15 protein-coding genes are annotated in these 17,809 nt (G+C 64.2%); 11 read left to right on the top strand and 4 right to left on the bottom strand.

What is annotated here, in order from left to right; all coding sequences use genetic code 11:
* Window positions 1-17 precede the first annotated feature (17 nt).
* The 4 genes from R3F00_RS05300 to R3F00_RS05315 are packed head-to-tail and all read left to right on the top strand — an operon-like array spanning window position 18 to window position 4,592.
* Window positions 18-707 carry a J domain-containing protein gene (locus R3F00_RS05300; RefSeq protein ID WP_371280685.1) on the top strand — a complete coding sequence of 230 codons (690 nt, stop codon included), beginning with the start codon at window positions 18-20 and terminating at the stop codon, window positions 705-707.
* The gene (locus tag R3F00_RS05305) at window positions 704-1,327 is read left to right on the top strand and encodes a class I SAM-dependent methyltransferase (protein WP_371280686.1); all 624 of its coding nucleotides are present in this window, start codon (window positions 704-706) and stop codon (window positions 1,325-1,327) included. The genes R3F00_RS05300 and R3F00_RS05305 overlap by 4 nt, the downstream gene beginning before the upstream one ends.
* Window positions 1,320-2,501, top strand: a complete 1,182-nt coding sequence (locus R3F00_RS05310) for a glycosyltransferase (RefSeq protein WP_371280687.1) — start codon at window positions 1,320-1,322, stop codon at window positions 2,499-2,501. The genes R3F00_RS05305 and R3F00_RS05310 overlap by 8 nt, the downstream gene beginning before the upstream one ends.
* A 42-nt stretch (window positions 2,502-2,543) precedes the next feature.
* Window positions 2,544-4,592 (top strand): NAD-dependent epimerase/dehydratase family protein, encoded by a 2,049-nt coding sequence (locus tag R3F00_RS05315; RefSeq protein ID WP_371280688.1) that lies wholly within the window; start codon window positions 2,544-2,546, stop codon window positions 4,590-4,592.
* Window positions 4,593-4,631: 39 nt separating this feature from the next.
* On the opposite strand, the gene R3F00_RS05320 is transcribed toward R3F00_RS05315, so the two are convergent.
* On the bottom strand, window positions 4,632-5,678 hold the full coding sequence (locus R3F00_RS05320; protein WP_371280689.1) for an acyltransferase family protein: 1,047 nt from the start codon (window positions 5,676-5,678) through the stop codon (window positions 4,632-4,634).
* Between the two features lie 148 nt (window positions 5,679-5,826).
* Between R3F00_RS05320 and R3F00_RS05325 the strand changes: the two genes are divergently transcribed.
* Together R3F00_RS05325 and asnB are read left to right on the top strand one after the other, a co-directional pair.
* Window positions 5,827-6,993 (top strand): glycosyltransferase, encoded by a 1,167-nt coding sequence (locus R3F00_RS05325; protein ID WP_371280690.1) that lies wholly within the window; start codon window positions 5,827-5,829, stop codon window positions 6,991-6,993.
* Window positions 6,994-7,001: 8 nt separating this feature from the next.
* On the top strand, window positions 7,002-8,942 hold the full coding sequence (gene asnB, locus R3F00_RS05330; RefSeq protein ID WP_371280691.1) for an asparagine synthase (glutamine-hydrolyzing): 1,941 nt from the start codon (window positions 7,002-7,004) through the stop codon (window positions 8,940-8,942).
* 24 nt (window positions 8,943-8,966) lie between these two features.
* Here the strand turns inward: asnB and R3F00_RS05335 are convergent, their stop codons facing one another.
* Window positions 8,967-10,145, bottom strand: a complete 1,179-nt coding sequence (locus R3F00_RS05335; protein WP_371280692.1) for a PQQ-dependent sugar dehydrogenase — start codon at window positions 10,143-10,145, stop codon at window positions 8,967-8,969.
* A 297-nt stretch (window positions 10,146-10,442) separates the two neighbouring features.
* Here R3F00_RS05335 and R3F00_RS05340 point away from each other — a divergent pair, with 297 nt between their 5' ends.
* From R3F00_RS05340 to R3F00_RS05355, 4 genes are read left to right on the top strand one after another with little or no spacing between them, the layout of a single operon-like run.
* Window positions 10,443-10,691: an acyl carrier protein gene (locus R3F00_RS05340; RefSeq protein ID WP_371280693.1), complete on the top strand. Its 249-nt coding sequence runs from the start codon at window positions 10,443-10,445 to the stop codon at window positions 10,689-10,691.
* A 9-nt stretch (window positions 10,692-10,700) separates the two neighbouring features.
* Window positions 10,701-12,233, top strand: coding sequence for a class I adenylate-forming enzyme family protein (locus R3F00_RS05345; protein ID WP_371280694.1), 1,533 nt, complete (start codon window positions 10,701-10,703; stop codon window positions 12,231-12,233).
* On the top strand, window positions 12,230-13,219 hold the full coding sequence (nadE, locus tag R3F00_RS05350; protein ID WP_371280695.1) for an NAD(+) synthase: 990 nt from the start codon (window positions 12,230-12,232) through the stop codon (window positions 13,217-13,219). Before R3F00_RS05345 ends, nadE begins: the two co-directional genes overlap by 4 nt.
* Window positions 13,216-14,265, top strand: a complete 1,050-nt coding sequence (locus R3F00_RS05355) for a hypothetical protein (RefSeq protein ID WP_371280696.1) — start codon at window positions 13,216-13,218, stop codon at window positions 14,263-14,265. Before nadE ends, R3F00_RS05355 begins: the two co-directional genes overlap by 4 nt.
* A gap of 14 nt (window positions 14,266-14,279) precedes the next feature.
* Here R3F00_RS05355 and R3F00_RS05360 read toward each other — a convergent pair whose 3' ends face one another.
* Complete coding sequence (locus tag R3F00_RS05360; RefSeq protein ID WP_371280697.1) at window positions 14,280-15,293, bottom strand: polysaccharide deacetylase family protein; 1,014 nt, start codon at window positions 15,291-15,293, stop codon at window positions 14,280-14,282.
* Between R3F00_RS05360 and R3F00_RS05365 the strand changes: the two genes are divergently transcribed.
* The gene (locus R3F00_RS05365) at window positions 15,292-16,215 is read left to right on the top strand and encodes a glycosyltransferase family 2 protein (protein WP_371280698.1); all 924 of its coding nucleotides are present in this window, start codon (window positions 15,292-15,294) and stop codon (window positions 16,213-16,215) included. The two genes, R3F00_RS05360 and R3F00_RS05365, sit on opposite strands and share 2 nt — an antisense overlap.
* Before the next feature lie 203 nt (window positions 16,216-16,418).
* Here the strand turns inward: R3F00_RS05365 and R3F00_RS05370 are convergent, their stop codons facing one another.
* Window positions 16,419-17,699, bottom strand: coding sequence for a sorbosone dehydrogenase family protein (locus tag R3F00_RS05370; protein ID WP_371280699.1), 1,281 nt, complete (start codon window positions 17,697-17,699; stop codon window positions 16,419-16,421).
* Window positions 17,700-17,809 lie beyond the last annotated feature (110 nt).

Consider the following 17,809-nt stretch of genomic DNA (forward strand, 5'->3'; position numbering starts at 1 on the left):
TGTGCAAGGGGGCAGGAATGGCAGGCAACACCGATTTCATAGCGCTTTACCAGGAGCTCGAGGTCAGCGCCGGCTGCACGCTGGAGGAGTTCAAGCACGCCTACAGAAAGCGGGTTGGCGCCCTGCATCCCGATCGGGAAGGCAGCCACGCCCGGGCACCGCAGGATCTGCAGCGCCTCAATGCGCTCTACGCTTCGGCGATGGAATTCCATCGCCGCCACGGGCGCCTGCCCGGAGCGGCACAGCTGGGACCGATCAGCGGCACCCCAGGCCCGATGCCGACGCAGCAGGCAGCACAGCAGGTACACATGCAGGAGCCTGCCGAGTCGCGTGGAAACTCCCGCATCGTTCTGGCGTTTGTCGTGCTGGTCGTGATCGGGCTCTGGATCGGCGCGAACTTCGCCCCGGCCGAAGATCCGGATCCTGCGGCCAGCCTGCCTGCTGCGGAAGGCCCGCAACAGTCGAAGCCGGGCCCGCCGGTGGTCAGCATCATCGATCTTGGCGTCACTGCCCAGCAGGTGCGTGATATCCAGGGCGAACCGGTGTCCGGATGGGAGCAACGCTGGGAATACGGTCCGTCCTGGGTGGCCTTCCGCTGCGGCGTCGTCATTGACTGGTACAGCTCGACCCTGCGCCCCCTGAAAGTTGCCAGCGAGCATCCTCCCGCGAAAGCCAATTGGTCGCCGCCGCGCAACTGCAAGGAATGACAGAGTCCATGCTGAACAAGGCCAGAGCCCTGCTGCAAAAGGTCAAACGACGCTCGTGGATGAAATATGCGCTGCGTGGGGTCGGCCCGAATGACAACCATCAACGCCTCGACCTGGCCTATTCGATTTCCGATCCATGGAACATGGATTCGCCCGCCGAGATTTCGCGTTTCGAAGGCACCAATCGCATCATCGAACGCGAGTTCGGCTCGTTCGACACCCTGCTTGAACTGGGTTGCGGCGAAGGCCACCAGACCCGCCACCTGGCCAGGCTGGCGAACCGGACATACGGCCTGGATGTCAGCGAGAAGGCGATCGAGCGCGCCCGCCAGCGACTGCCCGATGCGAAGTTTGCAGCGACAGACATCTTTGGCCAGCCCTGGTCCGGCGAGGTCGATCGCTTCGACCTCGTCACCGCCTGTGAAGTGCTCTATTACATGAGCGACGTCGAGCGCACGCTGGGACGCATGTCCGAACTGGGCCGCAACTGCCTGGTCACGATCTTTGCACCGGCGGCACGGCGCGTGGGTCCGCACTTGGACCGCATTCCCGGGCTGAAAAAGGACTGGATCTGGTTCGGCGGCACGGTCTGGCTGGTCTGCTGGTGGCGCAATGAGTGATGTCGCTGACCCGTTCGACGGACGCGGCATCCTCTATTTCGGAAACGACTGGCACTCGGAGAATCGCACCAGCAGCCATCACGTCGCCCTGCGTCTGGCCGAACGGACCCCGCTGCTGTATGTGAGCTCGCCCGGCATGCGCGCGCCGACCGCCAGCGGCCGCGACCTCAGCCGCATGCTGAGAAAGCTGCTGGCGACGCTGAGGCCGCCGACCCGGATCGAAGGCAATCTCTGGCACTGCACGGTGCCGCAGCTGCCATTCCGGCGCCTCCCCGGCGTGGACGGCCTGAACCGCTGGTTCGGGCGCTGGGCAGTGCGCAGGGCGGCGCGCAAGGCCGGTATCCGACGCTGTCTCTCCTGGTTTGTCGTGCCGCATCCGGGTTTTCTCGCCGGCCGCCTCGGCGAGGATTTCTGTGTCTACTACTGCATCGACGACTACGCCGCCCATCCCGGCGTCGATACCGAACTGATCGGTCGCCGAGACCAGGCGCTCAGCCGCCGCGCCGACCTGCTGTTCGTGGCCCCGCCGGCCCTGGTCGAGGCCAAGAAGGCGCTGAACCCGAATACCGTTTTTTCTCCGCACGGCGTCGACCTCGAACTGTTCGCGCGCGCCGCCGAGGCGACAACAGCGATCGCGCCCGGAGCCGCCGGTCTGGCGCATCCGGTGATCGGTTATTTCGGCTCCTTGCATGCATGGATCGATTTCGAACTGATCGCCTGGCTCGCAGGCCAGCGCCCGCAATGGTCGTTCCTGCTGGTCGGACATGCGGCGGTCGATACCGACGCGCTGCAGGGCTTGCCCAATCTGCATCTGACCGGCGCACAGCCGTACCGGGACCTGCCGAACTGGGCTAAAGCCTTCGATGCGGCGATCATTCCGTACCGGCTCAACCGTCAGGTGGCCAACGCCAATCCGCTCAAGCTGCGAGAATACCTGGCGACAGGCAAGCCGGTCGTCAGTGTGCGCAACGCCGAGATCGAGAAATTTTCCGATGTGGTGCGCATTGCCGAGGACCGGGATTCATTCCTCGCTGCCCTTGATGTTGCGGTACTCGACCAGTCTGCGGACGCCAGCGCCCGGCGCATGGCCGCGGTCGCCGACCAGTCCTGGGATCGCCGTGTCGAGGAAGTCGTCGCTCGAGTGGCGCACGACCTTGCCCGAAAAGCTCAATAACGAAGTTCAGGGGTTTGTTTCATGAATGCAGAACGTCCTGCAATGTTGCGTGTCGCAGTTGTCGGCGCAGGTTACGTTGCCAACCATCATCTGGCCGCACTGAAGCGACTGGATTTCGTCGAACTGGTGGCTATCTGCGATACCCAGCGCGAGGCGGCCGAGGCATTGGCAGCGCGCTATGGCATCGGCCTGGTCGTCACCCGCATCGACGATCTCGCGGCGGCGCGTCCGCAGATCGTGCATGTGCTGACTCCGCCGGCGTCGCATGCCGCATTGGCGATCAAGGCGCTGGACATGGGTTGCGGCGTGCTTGTCGAAAAGCCGATGGCCGATACAGTGGCCGAATGCGAAGCCATGATCGAGAAGGCGCAAGCCAAGGGTCTGATTCTCGGCGTCAATCATTCCGATCTGCTTGATCCGGTCGTGATGAAGGCCCTGCAAGCGGTACGTGCCGGTCGCATCGGCGAAATCGTTTCGGTCGACATCCTGCGCAGTTCCGAATACCCCGCCTATGCCGGCGGTCCGCTGCCGGCCCAGGTCGCCCAGGGCTCCTATCCGTTCCGTGATCTCGGTGTCCATGGGCTCTACACGCTCGAAGCCTTTCTCGGACCGCTGTCCGACTTGCGCGTCGAGTTTCAGGGCAGCGGCCGTGACCCCAACCTGCGCTTCGACGAATGGCAGGCCACGGCGAGCGGGGAAAAAGGGCGCGGGCGCTTGCTGCTGTCGTGGAATGCCCGTCCGATGGAAAGCCGCGTCGTCGTGCGCGGTACGCACGGCATCATCGAAGTGGATCGTTTCCTGCAGATCGTGCGCATCCATCGCGTGCTGCCGGGCCCCAAGTTCATCGGTATCGTCCTGAATACGTTCCTCAGCGCGATAGCCGATACCGTTCGCGTGCCGTGGAATGTCCTGCGTTTCGCCACCGGCATGCTCAAGCCTTCACCCGGCATCCAGAAGGGTGCCGCCGATTTCGCCATCGCGGCGCGCGACAACGGCAAACCTCCGTTTGACGGCGCCGCTGCCCTGCGCACGATCTCCCTGCTCGAACCGGCCTGCGCCGAGCCGGACCGACTCAGGCGCGAGGAAATCGAAGCGCGCTATTCGAACCTGGCGCCAGCCGATGTGCTGGTGACCGGTGCCGCGGGCTTTCTCGGCCGTGCCCTGGTCCAGGCATTGCGCAAGCGCGGCCAGAGCGTGCGTGTGCTGGTGCGCAAGCCGGTTGCCGCCTATGCCGATGATCCGGGCATTCAGGTCGTCATCGGAGACCTCGGTGACCCACGCAGTGTCGATCACGCCGTGGCCGGAGCCGGCATCGTTTATCACGTCGGTGCCGCCATGCGCGGCAGCGCTCGCGACTTCGAGGCCGGCACGGTCTGGGGCACGCGCAACGTGGTTGATGCCTGCAGGAAACATGGCAACCAGCGTCTGGTCTACGTCAGCTCGATGAGCGTGCTCGACCATGCCGGTCGCGATCCGGCTGTGGCCCTCACCGAAACTTCCGACTACGAGCCTCACCCGCAGTGGCGCGGTGCCTATACGCAGACGAAACTGACGGCCGAGCAGACCGTGCTCGACGCGATTCGGCATGACCGACTGCCAGCCGTCATTCTGCGGCCCGGCCAGATCTTCGGTCCCGGCGCCGAAAAGGTCACGCCGAACGCCGTGATCGGCCTGGCCGGTCGCTGGGTTGCGGTGGGCGACGGCGGCGTGACCTTGCCGCTGGTTTACGTCGATGATGTCATCGATGCCCTGTTGCTGGCGGCAGAAACGCCCGAGGCTGCCGGCAAGCTCTTCAATATCGTTGATTCGGCCGTGATCACCCAGCAGGAGTACCTGGCCCGCGCCAAGCGCAAGCTGGGCGAGGAGTTGCGTATCGTGCGCGTACCCGCGGCGATGTTCATGGCCCTTGCTTTCGGCGTCGAGCTGCTCGGCAAGATGTTGCGTCGGGACGTACCGCTGACCCGTTACCGGGTCCGCTCGTTGCGGCCGCTGGCGAACTTCGACTTGCGTGCCGCCAACGACGTGCTCGGCTGGAAGCCGCGCATCGGCGCCAAACGCGGGCTGGATCTCACCTTTGGAAAATCAGGCTGAGTTCCCTGGCGCGCAACCGGTAGCGTCGCGCCACGCGGATCAGGCCTGGCTGGCGTGCCGCAGCGCCCTGGCATCGAGACGCCGACGCCTTGCGCGCCGGATCGCGCGCATGGCCGGACGTTCGACCAGGAAGGTCAGCCCTGTCGCGAGGATCGTGACCGCGACGGCGGCGACCAGGGCAGCCAGGCTGGCCGAGACACCGACGGTCTCCAGATGCCAGATCAGGCTGAATCCGATTGCCTGGTGCAGCAGGTACAGCGAATAGGAGATCGTGCCGAGGAAGGCGAACGGTGCCCAGCGCAAACCACCCAGAAGCCCCGCCGCGAACAACGCGAAAATCGCCGTGCTGATCGCGGCCACCTCCAGATAGACGGGCTTGAAGGCGAGTCCGATCGCGACCAGGCACAGACCGATCAGGGCGATGTCACCGCGACGTTCCAGCGGGTGCGTACGAATCCGGTAAAACAGGATGCCCAGCGCGAAATAGGGAATGTGGCGGACGATCAACAGCTCCCTGGCCGTATAGGAGAGGTGGATGTCGTGCTTTTCTGCAAGCCCGCAGATGACGGCGAGAACCAGCCACGCCACGATGATCCAGCGGATCCGGTGCAGCAGGCCAAGCACGAACCAGAACAGCATCTGCATATAGAAGAACAGCTCGACCTGCAGGGTCCAGTACGAGCCATCGAGATGCTCGGCACCGAGAATCTGCTGGATCATGGTGAAGTCGATAGCGACATCACGCCACGGAACCTGCTGCGCGGACATGCCGATCGTGTAGACGAAGGCAGCACTGATCAGGATGGCGGCCCAGTACGCCGGGAACAGGCGCGAGAATCGCGACACGACAAAATCCATCGCCGTGCGCGTGTGCTCGAGCGTCATGAAGATCACGAAGCCGCTGATCATGAAAAACAGGTGTACGCCGTAGTTGCCGAAGGCCAGCGAGATCGGGGCCGGGCCGATATGCCCGACCTCGTTGCCATAGTGCGTCGTGTAGTGGAAGGCCACGACGGCCAATGCGGCCAACCCGCGCAACGCGTCGAGCTCGACGATGCGTGACGCTTTGGAACCCGATGTCTGCACGCCCGCTGCGCCTCTGAATGGGTCTGCCCACCCTGCGAGCGCAATTATGCGCCAGGATCGGCGTCCATTCCGACAGGTCGCCGGTTGTCGGACCCAAGTGTGGGCGCGCAGTCGATACAATCGTGTCTTTCGCAGACCCCCGGGCCGCATGCGCATCCTTGTCGTTACCTCGCAGTTTCCCGTTGCCGGTGAACCCACGCGCGGTCGTCCGATCCACCAGACGGTCACCGAACTCGGCCGCCTGGCCGAAGTGCGTGTGATCAGCCCGGTCGCGCGCTATCCGCGCTGGGCCCAGCCCAGGAGCTATCTGTTTCGCGCCCCCGATCCTGCCGAGCCGGTGAGCGCCTGTGACGTGGTCTACGTGACTTATCCGGCCTTGCCGATGCTGAGCCGCCCGTTCAATGGCTGGTTGTGTGCTCGCGCGATTCTGGCCGAAGCGCAGGCGTTCAAGCCGGATGTCATTCTTTCGTATTGGCTGTATCCCGACGCCTACGGCGCTCTGCGCGTCGCACGCGAACTGGGCGTCCCGCTGGTAGCCGGCGCGCGCGGTTCGGATATCCGCGTGCGCGATGTCGTCAGTCGACGCCTGACCGCGCCGGTCGTGCGCAAGGCCGATCGCCTGCTGGTGGTCAGCGCCGATCTCGGCCGGCTTGCGGTACGCGACTATGGGGCCGACGCCGACCGCGTTCGTGTCATCGCGAATGGCTGCGACGCCGCCACGTTTCACCGCCGCGACCGGGCCGCGGCAAGAGTCGAACTCGGCCTCAGCGAAAATGCCGAACTGGTGCTCTATGTGGGGCGCCTGGTTGCCGAAAAAGGCTTGCGTGAACTGGTCGAAGCCATGCGCAGCCTGCGCGGCGAACATCCGCGAGCCGAACTGGTCCTGGTCGGCGACGGTCCGATGCGTGCAGAGCTGGCCGAGCTGGCGAAGGACCCGGCCAATCAGTTGAGACTGGCTGGTGCGCAACCCGCCAGTGAGGTAGCAAGCTGGATGGCCGCCTGCAATCTGCTCGCCTTGCCGAGCTATTCCGAAGGACACCCGAACGTGCTGGTCGAGGCGCTGGCCTGCGGCCGACCGGTGGTCTCGACACCGGTCGGTGGCGTACCCGAGGTCGTCGACGACAGCTGTGCAATGCTGGTACCGCCGCGCGATGTGCCCGCGCTGGCGCATGCGCTGACCGACGTTCTCGACCGTGACTGGGATGAAACGGCATTGTCACGGCGTTTTTCACGCAGCTGGGGCGATGTCGCCGCAGAAACACTGGCCGCCTGTGACGAGGCGCTGGCCATTCACAGAACCGCAGCAGGGGAGTAGATCGGACCGTGTGTGGAATAGCAGGTTTCAGCGGTGCGGGCGCGGGCGGGCCGGAAGCGCAGGGCGTTCTCGAACGCATGATCCACACCCTGCATCATCGCGGGCCGGACGGCTACGGCTACCACGTCGCGCCGGGCATCGGTCTCGCCCATGCACGCCTCTCGATCATCGACCTGGTTACCGGTGACCAGCCCATCCACAACGAACGCGGGGACGTCTGGACGGTTTTCAATGGCGAGATCTTCAACTACGTCGAGCTGCGCGCCGATCTGATCGCGCAGGGCCACCACTTCTATACGCAGTCGGACACCGAGGTCATCGTCCACCTCTACGATCGTTACGGTGATCGCTTTGTCGAACACCTGAACGGGCAGTTCGCCATCGCGCTCTGGGATGCGCGCAGGCGACGCCTCGTCCTCGCCCGGGATCGCGCAGGCATTCGCCCCCTGTTCCACACCCGCGCCCGCGGCCGGATCTGGTTCGCCTCGGAGATCAAGGCTTTGCTTGCGGCGCTGCCCGAGCGCGCCCGCCTGCACGCGGGCGGCCTGGTCGAAGCCCTGACCTATTGGGCACCGGCTGACCCGGAAACCCTGTTTGAAGGTGTCCACAGCCTGCCACCCGGGCATCTGCTCACAATCGAGGAAGATGGCAGCGAAACCTTGACCCGCTACTGGGACTGGTCGTTTCCGGAAAGGGGCTCGCCGCCGGCGTTTACTTCCGTCGAGCAAGCCACCGACGAATTGCGCCGTCTGCTGGTCGATGCCATCCGCCTGCAACTGCGCGCTGATGTTCCGGTCGGCGCCTATCTGAGCGGAGGTCTCGACTCGTCCGGCATTGTCGCGATGATTCGCGGATTCACGCAGACGCCGGTGCGTACGTTTTCGGTTGCGTTCGAAGATGCCGAGTTCGATGAAAGCGAGCACCAGCAGGCCATGGTGCGTCATCTTGGAACCGACCACACCACCTTGCGCTGCACCCGCGAACAGATCGGCGAAGCGTTTCCGCGGCTGATCCGGCACGCCGAGGTGCCGGTCCTGCGCACGGCACCGGTCCCGATGATGCTGCTCTCGCAGCGTGTTCGCGAGGAGGGCTTCAAGGTCGTCCTCACCGGCGAAGGCGCCGACGAGGTCTTCGGCGGCTACGACATTTTCAAGGAAGCCAAGGTGCGCCGATTCTGGGCCAGCCAGCCGGGCTCGACCCTGCGTCCGAAACTGCTCGGCCGTCTGTATGGCTATCTCGAGAACTCACCGGTCAGCAACCCGGCTTTTGCGCAATCCTTTTTCGGCCAGGGCCTCGAGCATATCGATCGCCCGATCTTCGCCCATGTGCCGCGCTGGACCACCTCGGCGCGCGCGCTCAATTTCCTTTCCGACGAGTTGCGCGCCAGCGTGGGCCCTCGCGATGCGCTGGACTGGTATGAACAGCGTCTGCCGCAGGAAATCAGGCGTTGGACGCCACTGGCACGCGACCAGTATGTCGAGGCCAAGTCATTGCTGGCCGGCTATCTGCTCGCCGCGCAGGGTGATCGCGTCGCATCGGCGAATTCGGTTGAAGGTCGCGTGCCCTACCTGGATCACCGCGTGATCGAGTTCGGCAACCGCCTGCCACCCAACTACAAGATCCGCGGCCTGACCGAAAAATACCTGTTGCGGCGCGCACTCTCGGACCTGCTGCCGCTCGATATCGTGACCCGCACCAAGCAGCCGTATCGTGCCCCGGACAGCCAGAGCTTCTTCAACAACGGCAAGGCGCCCGATTACGTGACCGACCTGCTCAGCGCCGAGCGCATCAGGAAATCGGGCTATTTCGACGCCACCCGCGTGGGCCGCCTGCTCGACAAGTGCCGGGCCGGCAAGGCCACCGGGTTTGCCGACAACCAGGCCTTCGTCGGCATTCTCTCGACGATGCTGCTGGATGAAACCTTCATGCGCGGAGCACCGGACACCTGATCGGCCAGCGCGTGCGGTGCGCGCTTATTCGCTGACGAGCTCGATGCGCAGCAGCTTGCCGCTGTCCGCATCGGTCAGCGCATAGAGCCTGCCATCCGGCCCGACCCGCACATCGCGAATGCGTTCGCCGCGATCCTTCAGCAGGCGTTCCTCGTGGACGATGGCGTCGCCCTCCAGCTCAAGCCGGATCAGGCTCGTGCCGGCGAGAGCGCCCATGAACAGATTGCCCTTCCAGCCGGGCATCTGTTCGGCGTCGTAGAACGCCATGCCGCTGACCGCCGGCGACACCTTCCAGTAGTGATGGGGCTGCTCCATGCCCGGGGCTTCGGTGCCGATCGCCTCGGGAATCGGATCGCCATCGTAGTTGATGCCGTAGGTGATGATCGGCCAGCCATAGTTCTTGCCGGCTTGCGGAATGTTGATCTCGTCGCCGCCCTTGGGCCCGTGCTCGCTGGTCCAGAGTTGCTTCGTCCAGGGATTCAGCGCCGCTCCCTGCATGTTGCGATGTCCGTAGGACCAGATCTGCGCAGGAACGTCTTTCTGCCCGACAAAGGGATTGTCGGCAGGCACGCTGCCGTCGGGATTGATGCGCACCAGCTTGCCCTGCAACTTGTCGAGATCCTGGGCGGTCGGTCGCTTGTTGTTCTCACCCTGGGTCACGAACAGGTGGCCGGAATCGTCGAAAACCAGACGCGAACCGACATGCGTACCGCTGGACAGTTTGGGCTCCTGCTCGTAGATCACCTTGCCGTCGCGCAGGCTCCTGTCTTCCAGCCTGGCCCGGAACACGGCCGTGCCGGCCAGGTTGCCTCGCCAGTTGGGCTTGGCGTAGGAAAGATAGATCAGGCCGCTGCTGGCGAAATCCGGTCCGACCGCCACGTCGAGCAAGCCCGACTGGCCGCTGACGAAGATCGTCGGCAGACCGGAAATCTCGCTGATGAAGCCGCCGCTGGCGTCCAGCAGCAGCAGTCGTCCCGGACGTTCGGTCACCAGCATCCGGCCATCGGGAAGGAAGGCCAGCGCCCACGGATGATCGAAACCTCTGGCGAGCTCGACGATTCGGACCTCTCCGCGCTCGCTGGATTCGGTTTGCCCCACCGCGTCACCGGCCGATACCGGTTCCTGTCGGGCGGGCGCATCGGGATGCGACGTGCACGCCGTGATGACAAGCAGCACGACTGCCATGGCTACGCTGGATCGCATGGTTGCACCTGTTTCGTCGTCGGGTCTGGCCCCGAACCATAGCCAATTCGCCGAAAAGCTGCACGCGCGCACTCACACCGCTGTCCCGATGGCCCGCGGGGAAGCCAAGTCCACCTGCTTTGGTGCACAATTGAGGATTACGGCCTGACTGACGGGGCGGTGGGCGTCGTACCAGCCGATTTTTTCGGGTTTGGCTGTAGCCGTTTTCCTCAGCAAGCCTGCATACGCGCCATGGCGGTCAATGGGCGATCGATCGTCCGTTCCGCGGGGCCACAAGACCGGGGTGAAACCAGATCGATGGATCACAAAAAGCAGATCAAGAAGTTCGTGCTCGAAAACTATCTTTTCACCGACGATGAAAGCGCGCTTGCCGACAGCGATTCGCTGATCCGCAACGGTATCGTCGATTCGACCGGCATGCTCGAACTGATCGGGCACCTCGAAGAGACCTACTCGATCAAGGTCGAGAATGCGGAAATGATTCCAGCCAATTTCGATTCCATCGACACGATCGGGGCGTTCGTCGAAAACAAGCTGTCTGCGTAGATTGCTCGCATGGCCTCGCTTACCTCACGTGTCGAACGGATAGCACGCAGCGAGCCCGAACGACGCGCGGTTGCTTGCGGCGAGCAGCGCATCGACTACGGCACCCTCTGGGCACAGGCAAACGCTTTCGCGGCGTTTCTGCGCAACTCAGGCATTGTCGACGGTGACCGGGTTGCCCTGATCCTGCCCAACGGCATCGAGGCGATCGTTGCCTGTTATGGCAGCTGGCTCGCTGGCGCAGTGATCGTGCCGCTCAACGCGCAGGCACGTGCGCGCGACCTCGAACCGTGGCTGCGTCACTGCGAGGCACGCTGCGTGGTCCACGAATCCGGGCACGGCGACGCCGAATCGGCTCTCGCGGCCCTCGAGCTGCCGCCACTGCGCGTTGCTACGGGAACCGGCGAAGCGACGCCGGGAACCATCGCCTGGCAGACCGCTGTCGAAACCATGGCAACGCCCGCCGCGACAACGGCCGAACCTGCCGATCTGGCCATGATCCTCTATACCTCGGGAACGACCGGCGCCCCCAAGGGCGTCATGCTCGGTCATGCAGGACTTGCCGCCAATGTCGACTCGATCATCGACTATCTGGAGCTCGACAGGAACGACAGCATCGTGTCGGTACTGCCGTTCTACTATTCCTACGGGGCATCGGTGCTGCATACGCATCTTGCTGTCGGCGGCTTCCTCGTCATCGAACCCAACCTGGTATTTCCACACATGATCGTGGAAACCATGGCGCGTGAGCGCGTCAGCGGTTTCTCGGGCGTGCCTTCGACCTTCCTGCTCCTGCTCAATCGGGTGCCGCTGGCCGACCATGACCTGTCGTCACTGCGATACGTGACCCAGGCCGGTGGCGCCATGGCCCCGGCCACCACGCAGCGTCTGCAGCAAGCGCTGCCGCAGGTCCGGATCTTCATCATGTACGGACAGACCGAAGCCACCGCACGCCTGACCTGGTTGCCGCCGCAGAAACTGGTGGAAAAATCCGGTGCGGTCGGCATACCGATTCCGGGCGTCGAGCTTGTGGTCCGTCGTGAAGACGGACAGCTGGCGGAACCGTTCGAAGTCGGTGAGGTGCATGCCCGCGGACCCAATCTCATGCTCGGCTACTGGCGCAATCCCGATGCGACTGCGGCCGTACTGAGCGAGGGCTGGCTAAAGACCGGTGACATGGGCCATCTCGACAGCGACGGCTATCTGTTCCTGTCCGGTCGTCGCAGCGACATGATCAAGACCGGCGCCCATCGCGTGCATCCGAAGGATGTCGAGGAAGTCATTGCCGAGTTGCCCGCGATCGCAGAGACGGCCGTGGTCGGCATCGACGACGACACCCTCGGCCAGGTCATCAAGGCCTTCATCGTCGTCTCGACAGAACAGAGCCTGACGGTCAACCAGGTCAAGGCGCATTGCCGGGATAGACTGGCCGCCTACAAGATTCCGAAACACATCGAATTCGTCGACGCGTTGCCGAAGACCGCCTCTGGCAAGATCCGGCGTGCGGAACTGATTGCCACCACCGAACCGCGGGAGGTCTCGTGACAAAGCTGGATTGGAACGTACTGGAAATCGACTACGAGCAGGAGGCGGATCGCATCGCCAGGCGCCTGCGCGAAATTACCGCGCGAGAGCTGCACAAGCGCGGCCTTGTCGTGGCCATTTCCGGCGGCATCGACAGCTCGGCCAGCGTGGCGCTCGCCGTGCGTGCGCTGGGGCCCGAGCGCGTGTTCGCATTGATCCTGCCCGAGCGCGATTCCTCCGACGACAGCGCCGCGCGTGCCAACATTCTCGCCAGCCATCTCGGCATTCGCGTCGAGACCGTCGACATCGCCCCGGCCCTGGCTGCAATCGGCTGCTACAAGGCGCGCGATGAAGCGGTTCGCCGCGCCCTGCCCGAATACGGCGATGGCTGGCGTTTCAAGATCGTCATCGAAGGCGGCATCGAGGGCCAGATCAATCGCTTCAAGCTGGTCGCCGTTTCGCCGGACGGCGAACAGGTCGAACGCCCGTTGGGGTTGAGCGAGTACCTGCAGATCGTCGCCGCGACGAACTTCAAGCAGCGCATCCGCAAGAATCTCGAATACTTCCATGCCGATCGCCTCAACTATGGCGTGGTCGGAACACCGAACCGGCTTGAATACGACCAGGGCTTCTTCGTCAAGAACGGCGATGGCGCCGCCGATGTCAAACCGATCGCGCATCTGTACAAGACCCAGGTCTATGGCATGGCGCGTTTCCTCGGTCTGCCCGAACGCGTCTGTGCGGCCGTTCCGACCACCGACACCTACAGCCTCGAACAGGGCCAGGACGAATTCTATTTCGCCCTGCCCTATCGCTCGATGGATCTCGCCTTGTGGTCGCTCAACCACGACGTGGCCGCAGCCGAACTGGCTCGCGTGCTCGAGATCAGCGAAGCGCAGGCCGAAGCCGTCTACGAGGATATCCGCACCAAGCGCCGCACCACACGCTACATGCACCGCGCGCCGATCCTGGTCGGTGAAGTCAACGAACTGGACCTGCCGCATTGAGTGACACCGCGCCAGCGCCCTACGCAGTCGACGCCGGTGATGTCCGGCGCGACCGCGAAGCCGTGCTGGCGCTGTGGCAGGGCAACCTGGGTGAAGCCACACGCATGCAGTCGAAGTTCGACTGGTTCTATGCGGGTTGTCCGTTTGGCGAACCGACCCTGCGCCTGCTTCGCCAGGTCGCCAATGGCAGCCATGTCGGAGTCGCTTCGGCGGGTCCGCGACGCATGCAGGCTGCAGATAGCGTATTCGAGGCCGGCGTTCTCGTCGATCTGGCCGTCAGTCCCGAACATCGTTCGCTGGGCCCGGCGATGATGCTGCAGACTGCCGTTGCTGAAGCCGGTGCTGCGCGATTCGGATTGCTGTACGGATTCCCGAATCCCAAGGCCGCGCCGGTGTTCAAGCGGGTCGGCTACGCAAAGCTTGGGGAGATCGTGCGCTACGCGCGCGTATTGCGCCACGCCGGATACCTGAGTCGACGTTTGCCACGCGCACTGGCGGCTGTCGCCGGCCCCTTCGTCGATCTTGGTGTGCGTCTGCGCGATGCCTGGCGCTCGCGCCGCGACGCGCGCCCGCTGGTGCTGTGGAGCGATGCCGCCGACCCGCGCTTTGACGCGCTATGGGCGCGATCGAATATTGGCGACACCGCACTGTCGATTCGCGACTACCGCTTCGCCCACTGGCGCTTCGACCAGTGCCCGTTCGAAGACACCGAGTTCCTGCTGCTCAGTGACCCTGCGAATGGCGACCTGCTCGCCTGGTTCGCCTGCCAGATCGTGGACAACACCGTGCACGTGCGCGACTTCTGGTCTGCCGAAGCCGCCCAGGGCATCGCGCGAATTCATGTCGATACCCTGATGGCTGAAGTGCGCAAACGGGGCCATGTCGCGATCTCGGTCGAAGTCGCCGGCAAGCGTGATCGTCTCGCCGGCTGGCGTGCCGCAGGATTCAGTGCACGCGGCAAGCGCCCGGTGTTCGGCAAGTGGAGCGACGGACGCGCGGCCAACGAGGTCGATCTGTATCTGACATCGGCCGACGAGGACGAATAGCCGCACCGCGAGGTTCAGGCCGTCTCCAGCACCCGCTGCGGCTTGCGGAACAGCAGCAGCGCCAGCTTGTCGGGACGAAACCTCCCCGCGCCATCGACAATGCCGGGCTGCTCGAAACCGATGCGACCGAGCAGCCAGTCCGGGCGATCGGCGACCGGATTGATGGTCGGATCGCTGGTGAAGATCAGTTCGTAACCCGCCTCATGCGCGCGCCTGGCAATCGCCGGCGTATAGCGGCCATGCGGAAATGACATCGTTGTCGGCGGTTCGGCCGAGTCCAGGAAAGGCGCGACCTGGGCGCGCGCACCGGCCAGTTCGGCATCGAGATCGGATGCGCGCGTCATCGGCGTATGCGTCTTGCCGTGCAGGCCGATGGCGATACCGCCGCGCTCGAGTACGGCCAGTTCCTCGGCCAGCACCATGTGCCGATGTCCGTCATCCATGGCCTCGGCGAACGGCGCCAGCGCGGCCTCACGATCGTTGTCGTCGAGTTGCTCGATTGCCGCGATGGCGCGGCGCAGGCCGCCCATGTCGTTGCCGGCCTCGGGCTGCGCCTGGCCCGCCGCGGCCAGCAGGTCGGCCGCCTTCACCTTGCCCAGGCGCCAGCCGCCAACCAGACGTTCCTGGTAGAACGGCAGGCGCCTGCCAACCACGTCGGCGACCAGGAACAGCAATGCAGGCAAGCCAGCCCTGCGCAGGCGCGGCAAGGCAAAATCCACGTTGTCCGACCAGCCATCGTCGAAGGTGATCAGCAGGGCGCGCGCAGGCAGGCAGGTTTCGCCACGACGAGCCGCCAGTACCTCGTTGACGGAAACGATGTTGTAGTGTTGCTGAAAGAAGGTGATGCAACGGTCGAACAGCGCTGTATCCAGCGTGTAATCGGGGTCGCACGAGGCCCAGCGCGGATCGGAAGGATCGATGACGCGATGGAACATGATGACCGTCAGCGTGCGCCGGTTGCGAAAACGGTGGTAGAGCCCGAGCAGGCCGCTACCATAGAGAAACTTCTTGACGAGATCAGACAGCATGACCGCAGTTCCGGATGTTTCGGCCATCATACCGACATACAACCGACGCGAACTCGTGATCCGCGCAATTCGCTCGGCGCTCGCGCAGACACGCGAGGTGGGCGAAATCATCGTCATCGACGATGGCTCGACCGACGGCACGGACGCAGCGTTGAAGGCGGAATTCGGCGATCGCATCATCAGCGTGCGCCAGGCCAATGCCGGCGTCTCGGCCGCCCGCAATCGCGGCATGGCGATGGCACGCGGACGCTACATCGCCCTGCTCGACAGCGACGACGAATGGATGCCGGAAAAGACCGCGCGGCAGGTCGACTGGCTCGACGCGCACCCCGATTTCGGCATGGTTCTGTGCGACGTGGAGCGCGTGGATATCGAGGGCCGCCCGATCGACCGCTTTCGTCGTCGCGAGGTCATCCGCGAAGATGGCTGGGTGCTGCCGATGGTCTTGCAGGATCCGGCCCTGGCGCCGGTGTCGGCCATGTTCCGGCGCGAGGTCCATGCCGATGTGGGCGGCTTCGACGAAACCCTGGCCACAGCCGAAGATCTCGATTTCCACCTGCGCGTGGCCAGCCGCTGGCAGATCGGCGTCATCGAGGACGCCCTGGCTCGCGCGATTCGCGGCCACGACGGACTCTCGTCGCTGTCGCGCACCTACGACGACTACACGCGTGTCATCGAGCGCAGTGTCAAGGAAGCCGGGGACAGGGTTTCCGAACAGGACAAGGCGCGCGCCCTGGCCGCCGTCTACCTGCGCAATGCACGCGGCGCGATCTTCGCCAACCGCTTCCGCGATGCCTGGGCATGGACCCGAAAGGCCAGCCGCACGTCAACGGACTCGCGCATTCGCAGCAGCGGGCGTGCAACCATGATGCTCGGCCTCAAGCGCATGGCCCTGAACCTGGTCGGGCGCAGCAAGTCCTAGAAGGCTGTTGGAATTCATATCAGGCCGCACGTAGCGGCCATGCAGAATGCCTGGTCGCGAGCGACACCCACCTGCCGTCGATCCCCACCATTCGTACCGTTTCTAGGCTACGGCACGCAAACTGCGCGTGCTCAGGCAGTTGATCCTTGCCTCGCATTCGCCTGGGCGATTCAACAACCTGACAGGCGGCGCTGGACCCGGCGTCAGTCAAACCCGTTCGCAAAAACAGGGTCGGACGCGGATGAGTCGAAACGCCAGATCCGCCCGTTCTGATGGTCGACCAGATAGAGATCGCCGTTCTGGCCTTCGCCGAACGCCACGATCGTTCCATAGCCGGCCGAGATGCCCGACGGAAAGACCGTATAGGACGGCCCCCCGCTCTGCGAACTGATGAAGATCTGGCTGCTGCAGGAATCTCCGAAAATGTAGTGCCCGTTCAGCGGCGCGATCGGCCCGCGGTAGCGCACGCCGCCAGCAATGGAACAGCGCAGGTCGGCATGCGAATACTCGATCAGCGGCGCAACGGAACCGTAGGTCGCCGGACAGTTCGTGCCGGGGCCTGAGGGACGTCCGAAATGGTTGCCTTCGCATTGCGGATAACCGAAGTTGCGATTGGAGCTGCCCGCCGCCGGTCGATAGTCGATTTCTTCCCAATTGCCTTCGCCGACATCGCCGATCCAGAGATCGCCATTGGCACGATCAAAACTCCAGCGCCACGGATTGCGGAAACCGTACAGCCAGATCTCGTCGCAGGTATTGGCGCTTCCGGCATACGGATTGCCGGGCGGAATGGAGTAGCCGGCCGGTTGGCCCGGTGTTGCGCCGCACATCTCCGCGCTGGCGGATCCGGTCGGGTTGCGCACATCCAGTCGCAGGATCTTGCCCATCAGGAAGTAGTTGGTGCCGCTGACGTTTTTCTTCCAAAGATTCTGGGCCAGGTCTTCCGGATCGAAACTGCCAGTGCCCGAGCCTGTTCCCCAATACAGGTAGTTGTCCGGCCCGAAGTGGATGTCGCCCCCGTTGTGGTTGTAGAACAGCGGGATGCGCATGATTTCGGTATCACTGCCGGAAAACACATTCGCTGAAGGATTGCTGGCGACCAGGCGGCGCAGGATCTCGCCATTGCTGCCACTGGCCGTGTAGACGATATAGAGGGTGCCGTTGCTGGCGAAATCCGGATCGAATGCGATGCCGAGCAAGCCGCGCTCGACGTCCGAGACGCTGTCGACGCTGCGCGTGTAGTACGGCGTGCCCAGCAGGACACCGCTGCTGTTGATGATGCGGATGCTGCCGCTACGCTCGAGCACGAACAGGCGTCCGCTGCCGTCTTCGGGACTGCGCAGGGCGACCGGATTGTTCAGCCCGGTTGCAACAGAGGTGAGATGCAGATCGCCGGGAATGGTGGCCCTTGCCGGCAATGCGGCCAGCGCCAAGAGCGCGCAGAACGCAGCTGCGAAAAGGAAGATTTCGGATTTGGTATTCATGGCATCGGCCCGTCTTGCGGGGGCAGCTCCGTTGCTCGCGACGTGGGTGTGCCCGCTGGTGCGGTACTGTTGCGCTTCCGGTGCAATCCGGCATCGCCCATGCAGGAGTC

Source organism: Dokdonella sp. (genome assembly GCF_041395345.1).
In the GTDB taxonomy this organism is placed as follows: domain Bacteria; phylum Pseudomonadota; class Gammaproteobacteria; order Xanthomonadales; family Rhodanobacteraceae; genus Dokdonella.

Coding starts and splice junctions, on each gene's coding strand:
- R3F00_RS05300 (WP_371280685.1), top strand. CDS start 18: ATGGCAGGCAACACCGATTTCATAGCGCTTTACCAGGAGCTCGAGGTC.
- R3F00_RS05305 (WP_371280686.1), top strand. CDS start 704: ATGACAGAGTCCATGCTGAACAAGGCCAGAGCCCTGCTGCAAAAGGTC.
- R3F00_RS05310 (WP_371280687.1), top strand. CDS start 1,320: ATGAGTGATGTCGCTGACCCGTTCGACGGACGCGGCATCCTCTATTTC.
- R3F00_RS05315 (WP_371280688.1), top strand. CDS start 2,544: ATGTTGCGTGTCGCAGTTGTCGGCGCAGGTTACGTTGCCAACCATCAT.
- R3F00_RS05325 (WP_371280690.1), top strand. CDS start 5,827: ATGCGCATCCTTGTCGTTACCTCGCAGTTTCCCGTTGCCGGTGAACCC.
- R3F00_RS05335 (WP_371280692.1), bottom strand. CDS start 10,145: ATGCGATCCAGCGTAGCCATGGCAGTCGTGCTGCTTGTCATCACGGCG.
- R3F00_RS05340 (WP_371280693.1), top strand. CDS start 10,443: ATGGATCACAAAAAGCAGATCAAGAAGTTCGTGCTCGAAAACTATCTT.
- R3F00_RS05345 (WP_371280694.1), top strand. CDS start 10,701: ATGGCCTCGCTTACCTCACGTGTCGAACGGATAGCACGCAGCGAGCCC.
- R3F00_RS05365 (WP_371280698.1), top strand. CDS start 15,292: ATGACCGCAGTTCCGGATGTTTCGGCCATCATACCGACATACAACCGA.
- R3F00_RS05360 (WP_371280697.1), bottom strand. CDS start 15,293: ATGCTGTCTGATCTCGTCAAGAAGTTTCTCTATGGTAGCGGCCTGCTC.
- R3F00_RS05370 (WP_371280699.1), bottom strand. CDS start 17,699: ATGAATACCAAATCCGAAATCTTCCTTTTCGCAGCTGCGTTCTGCGCG.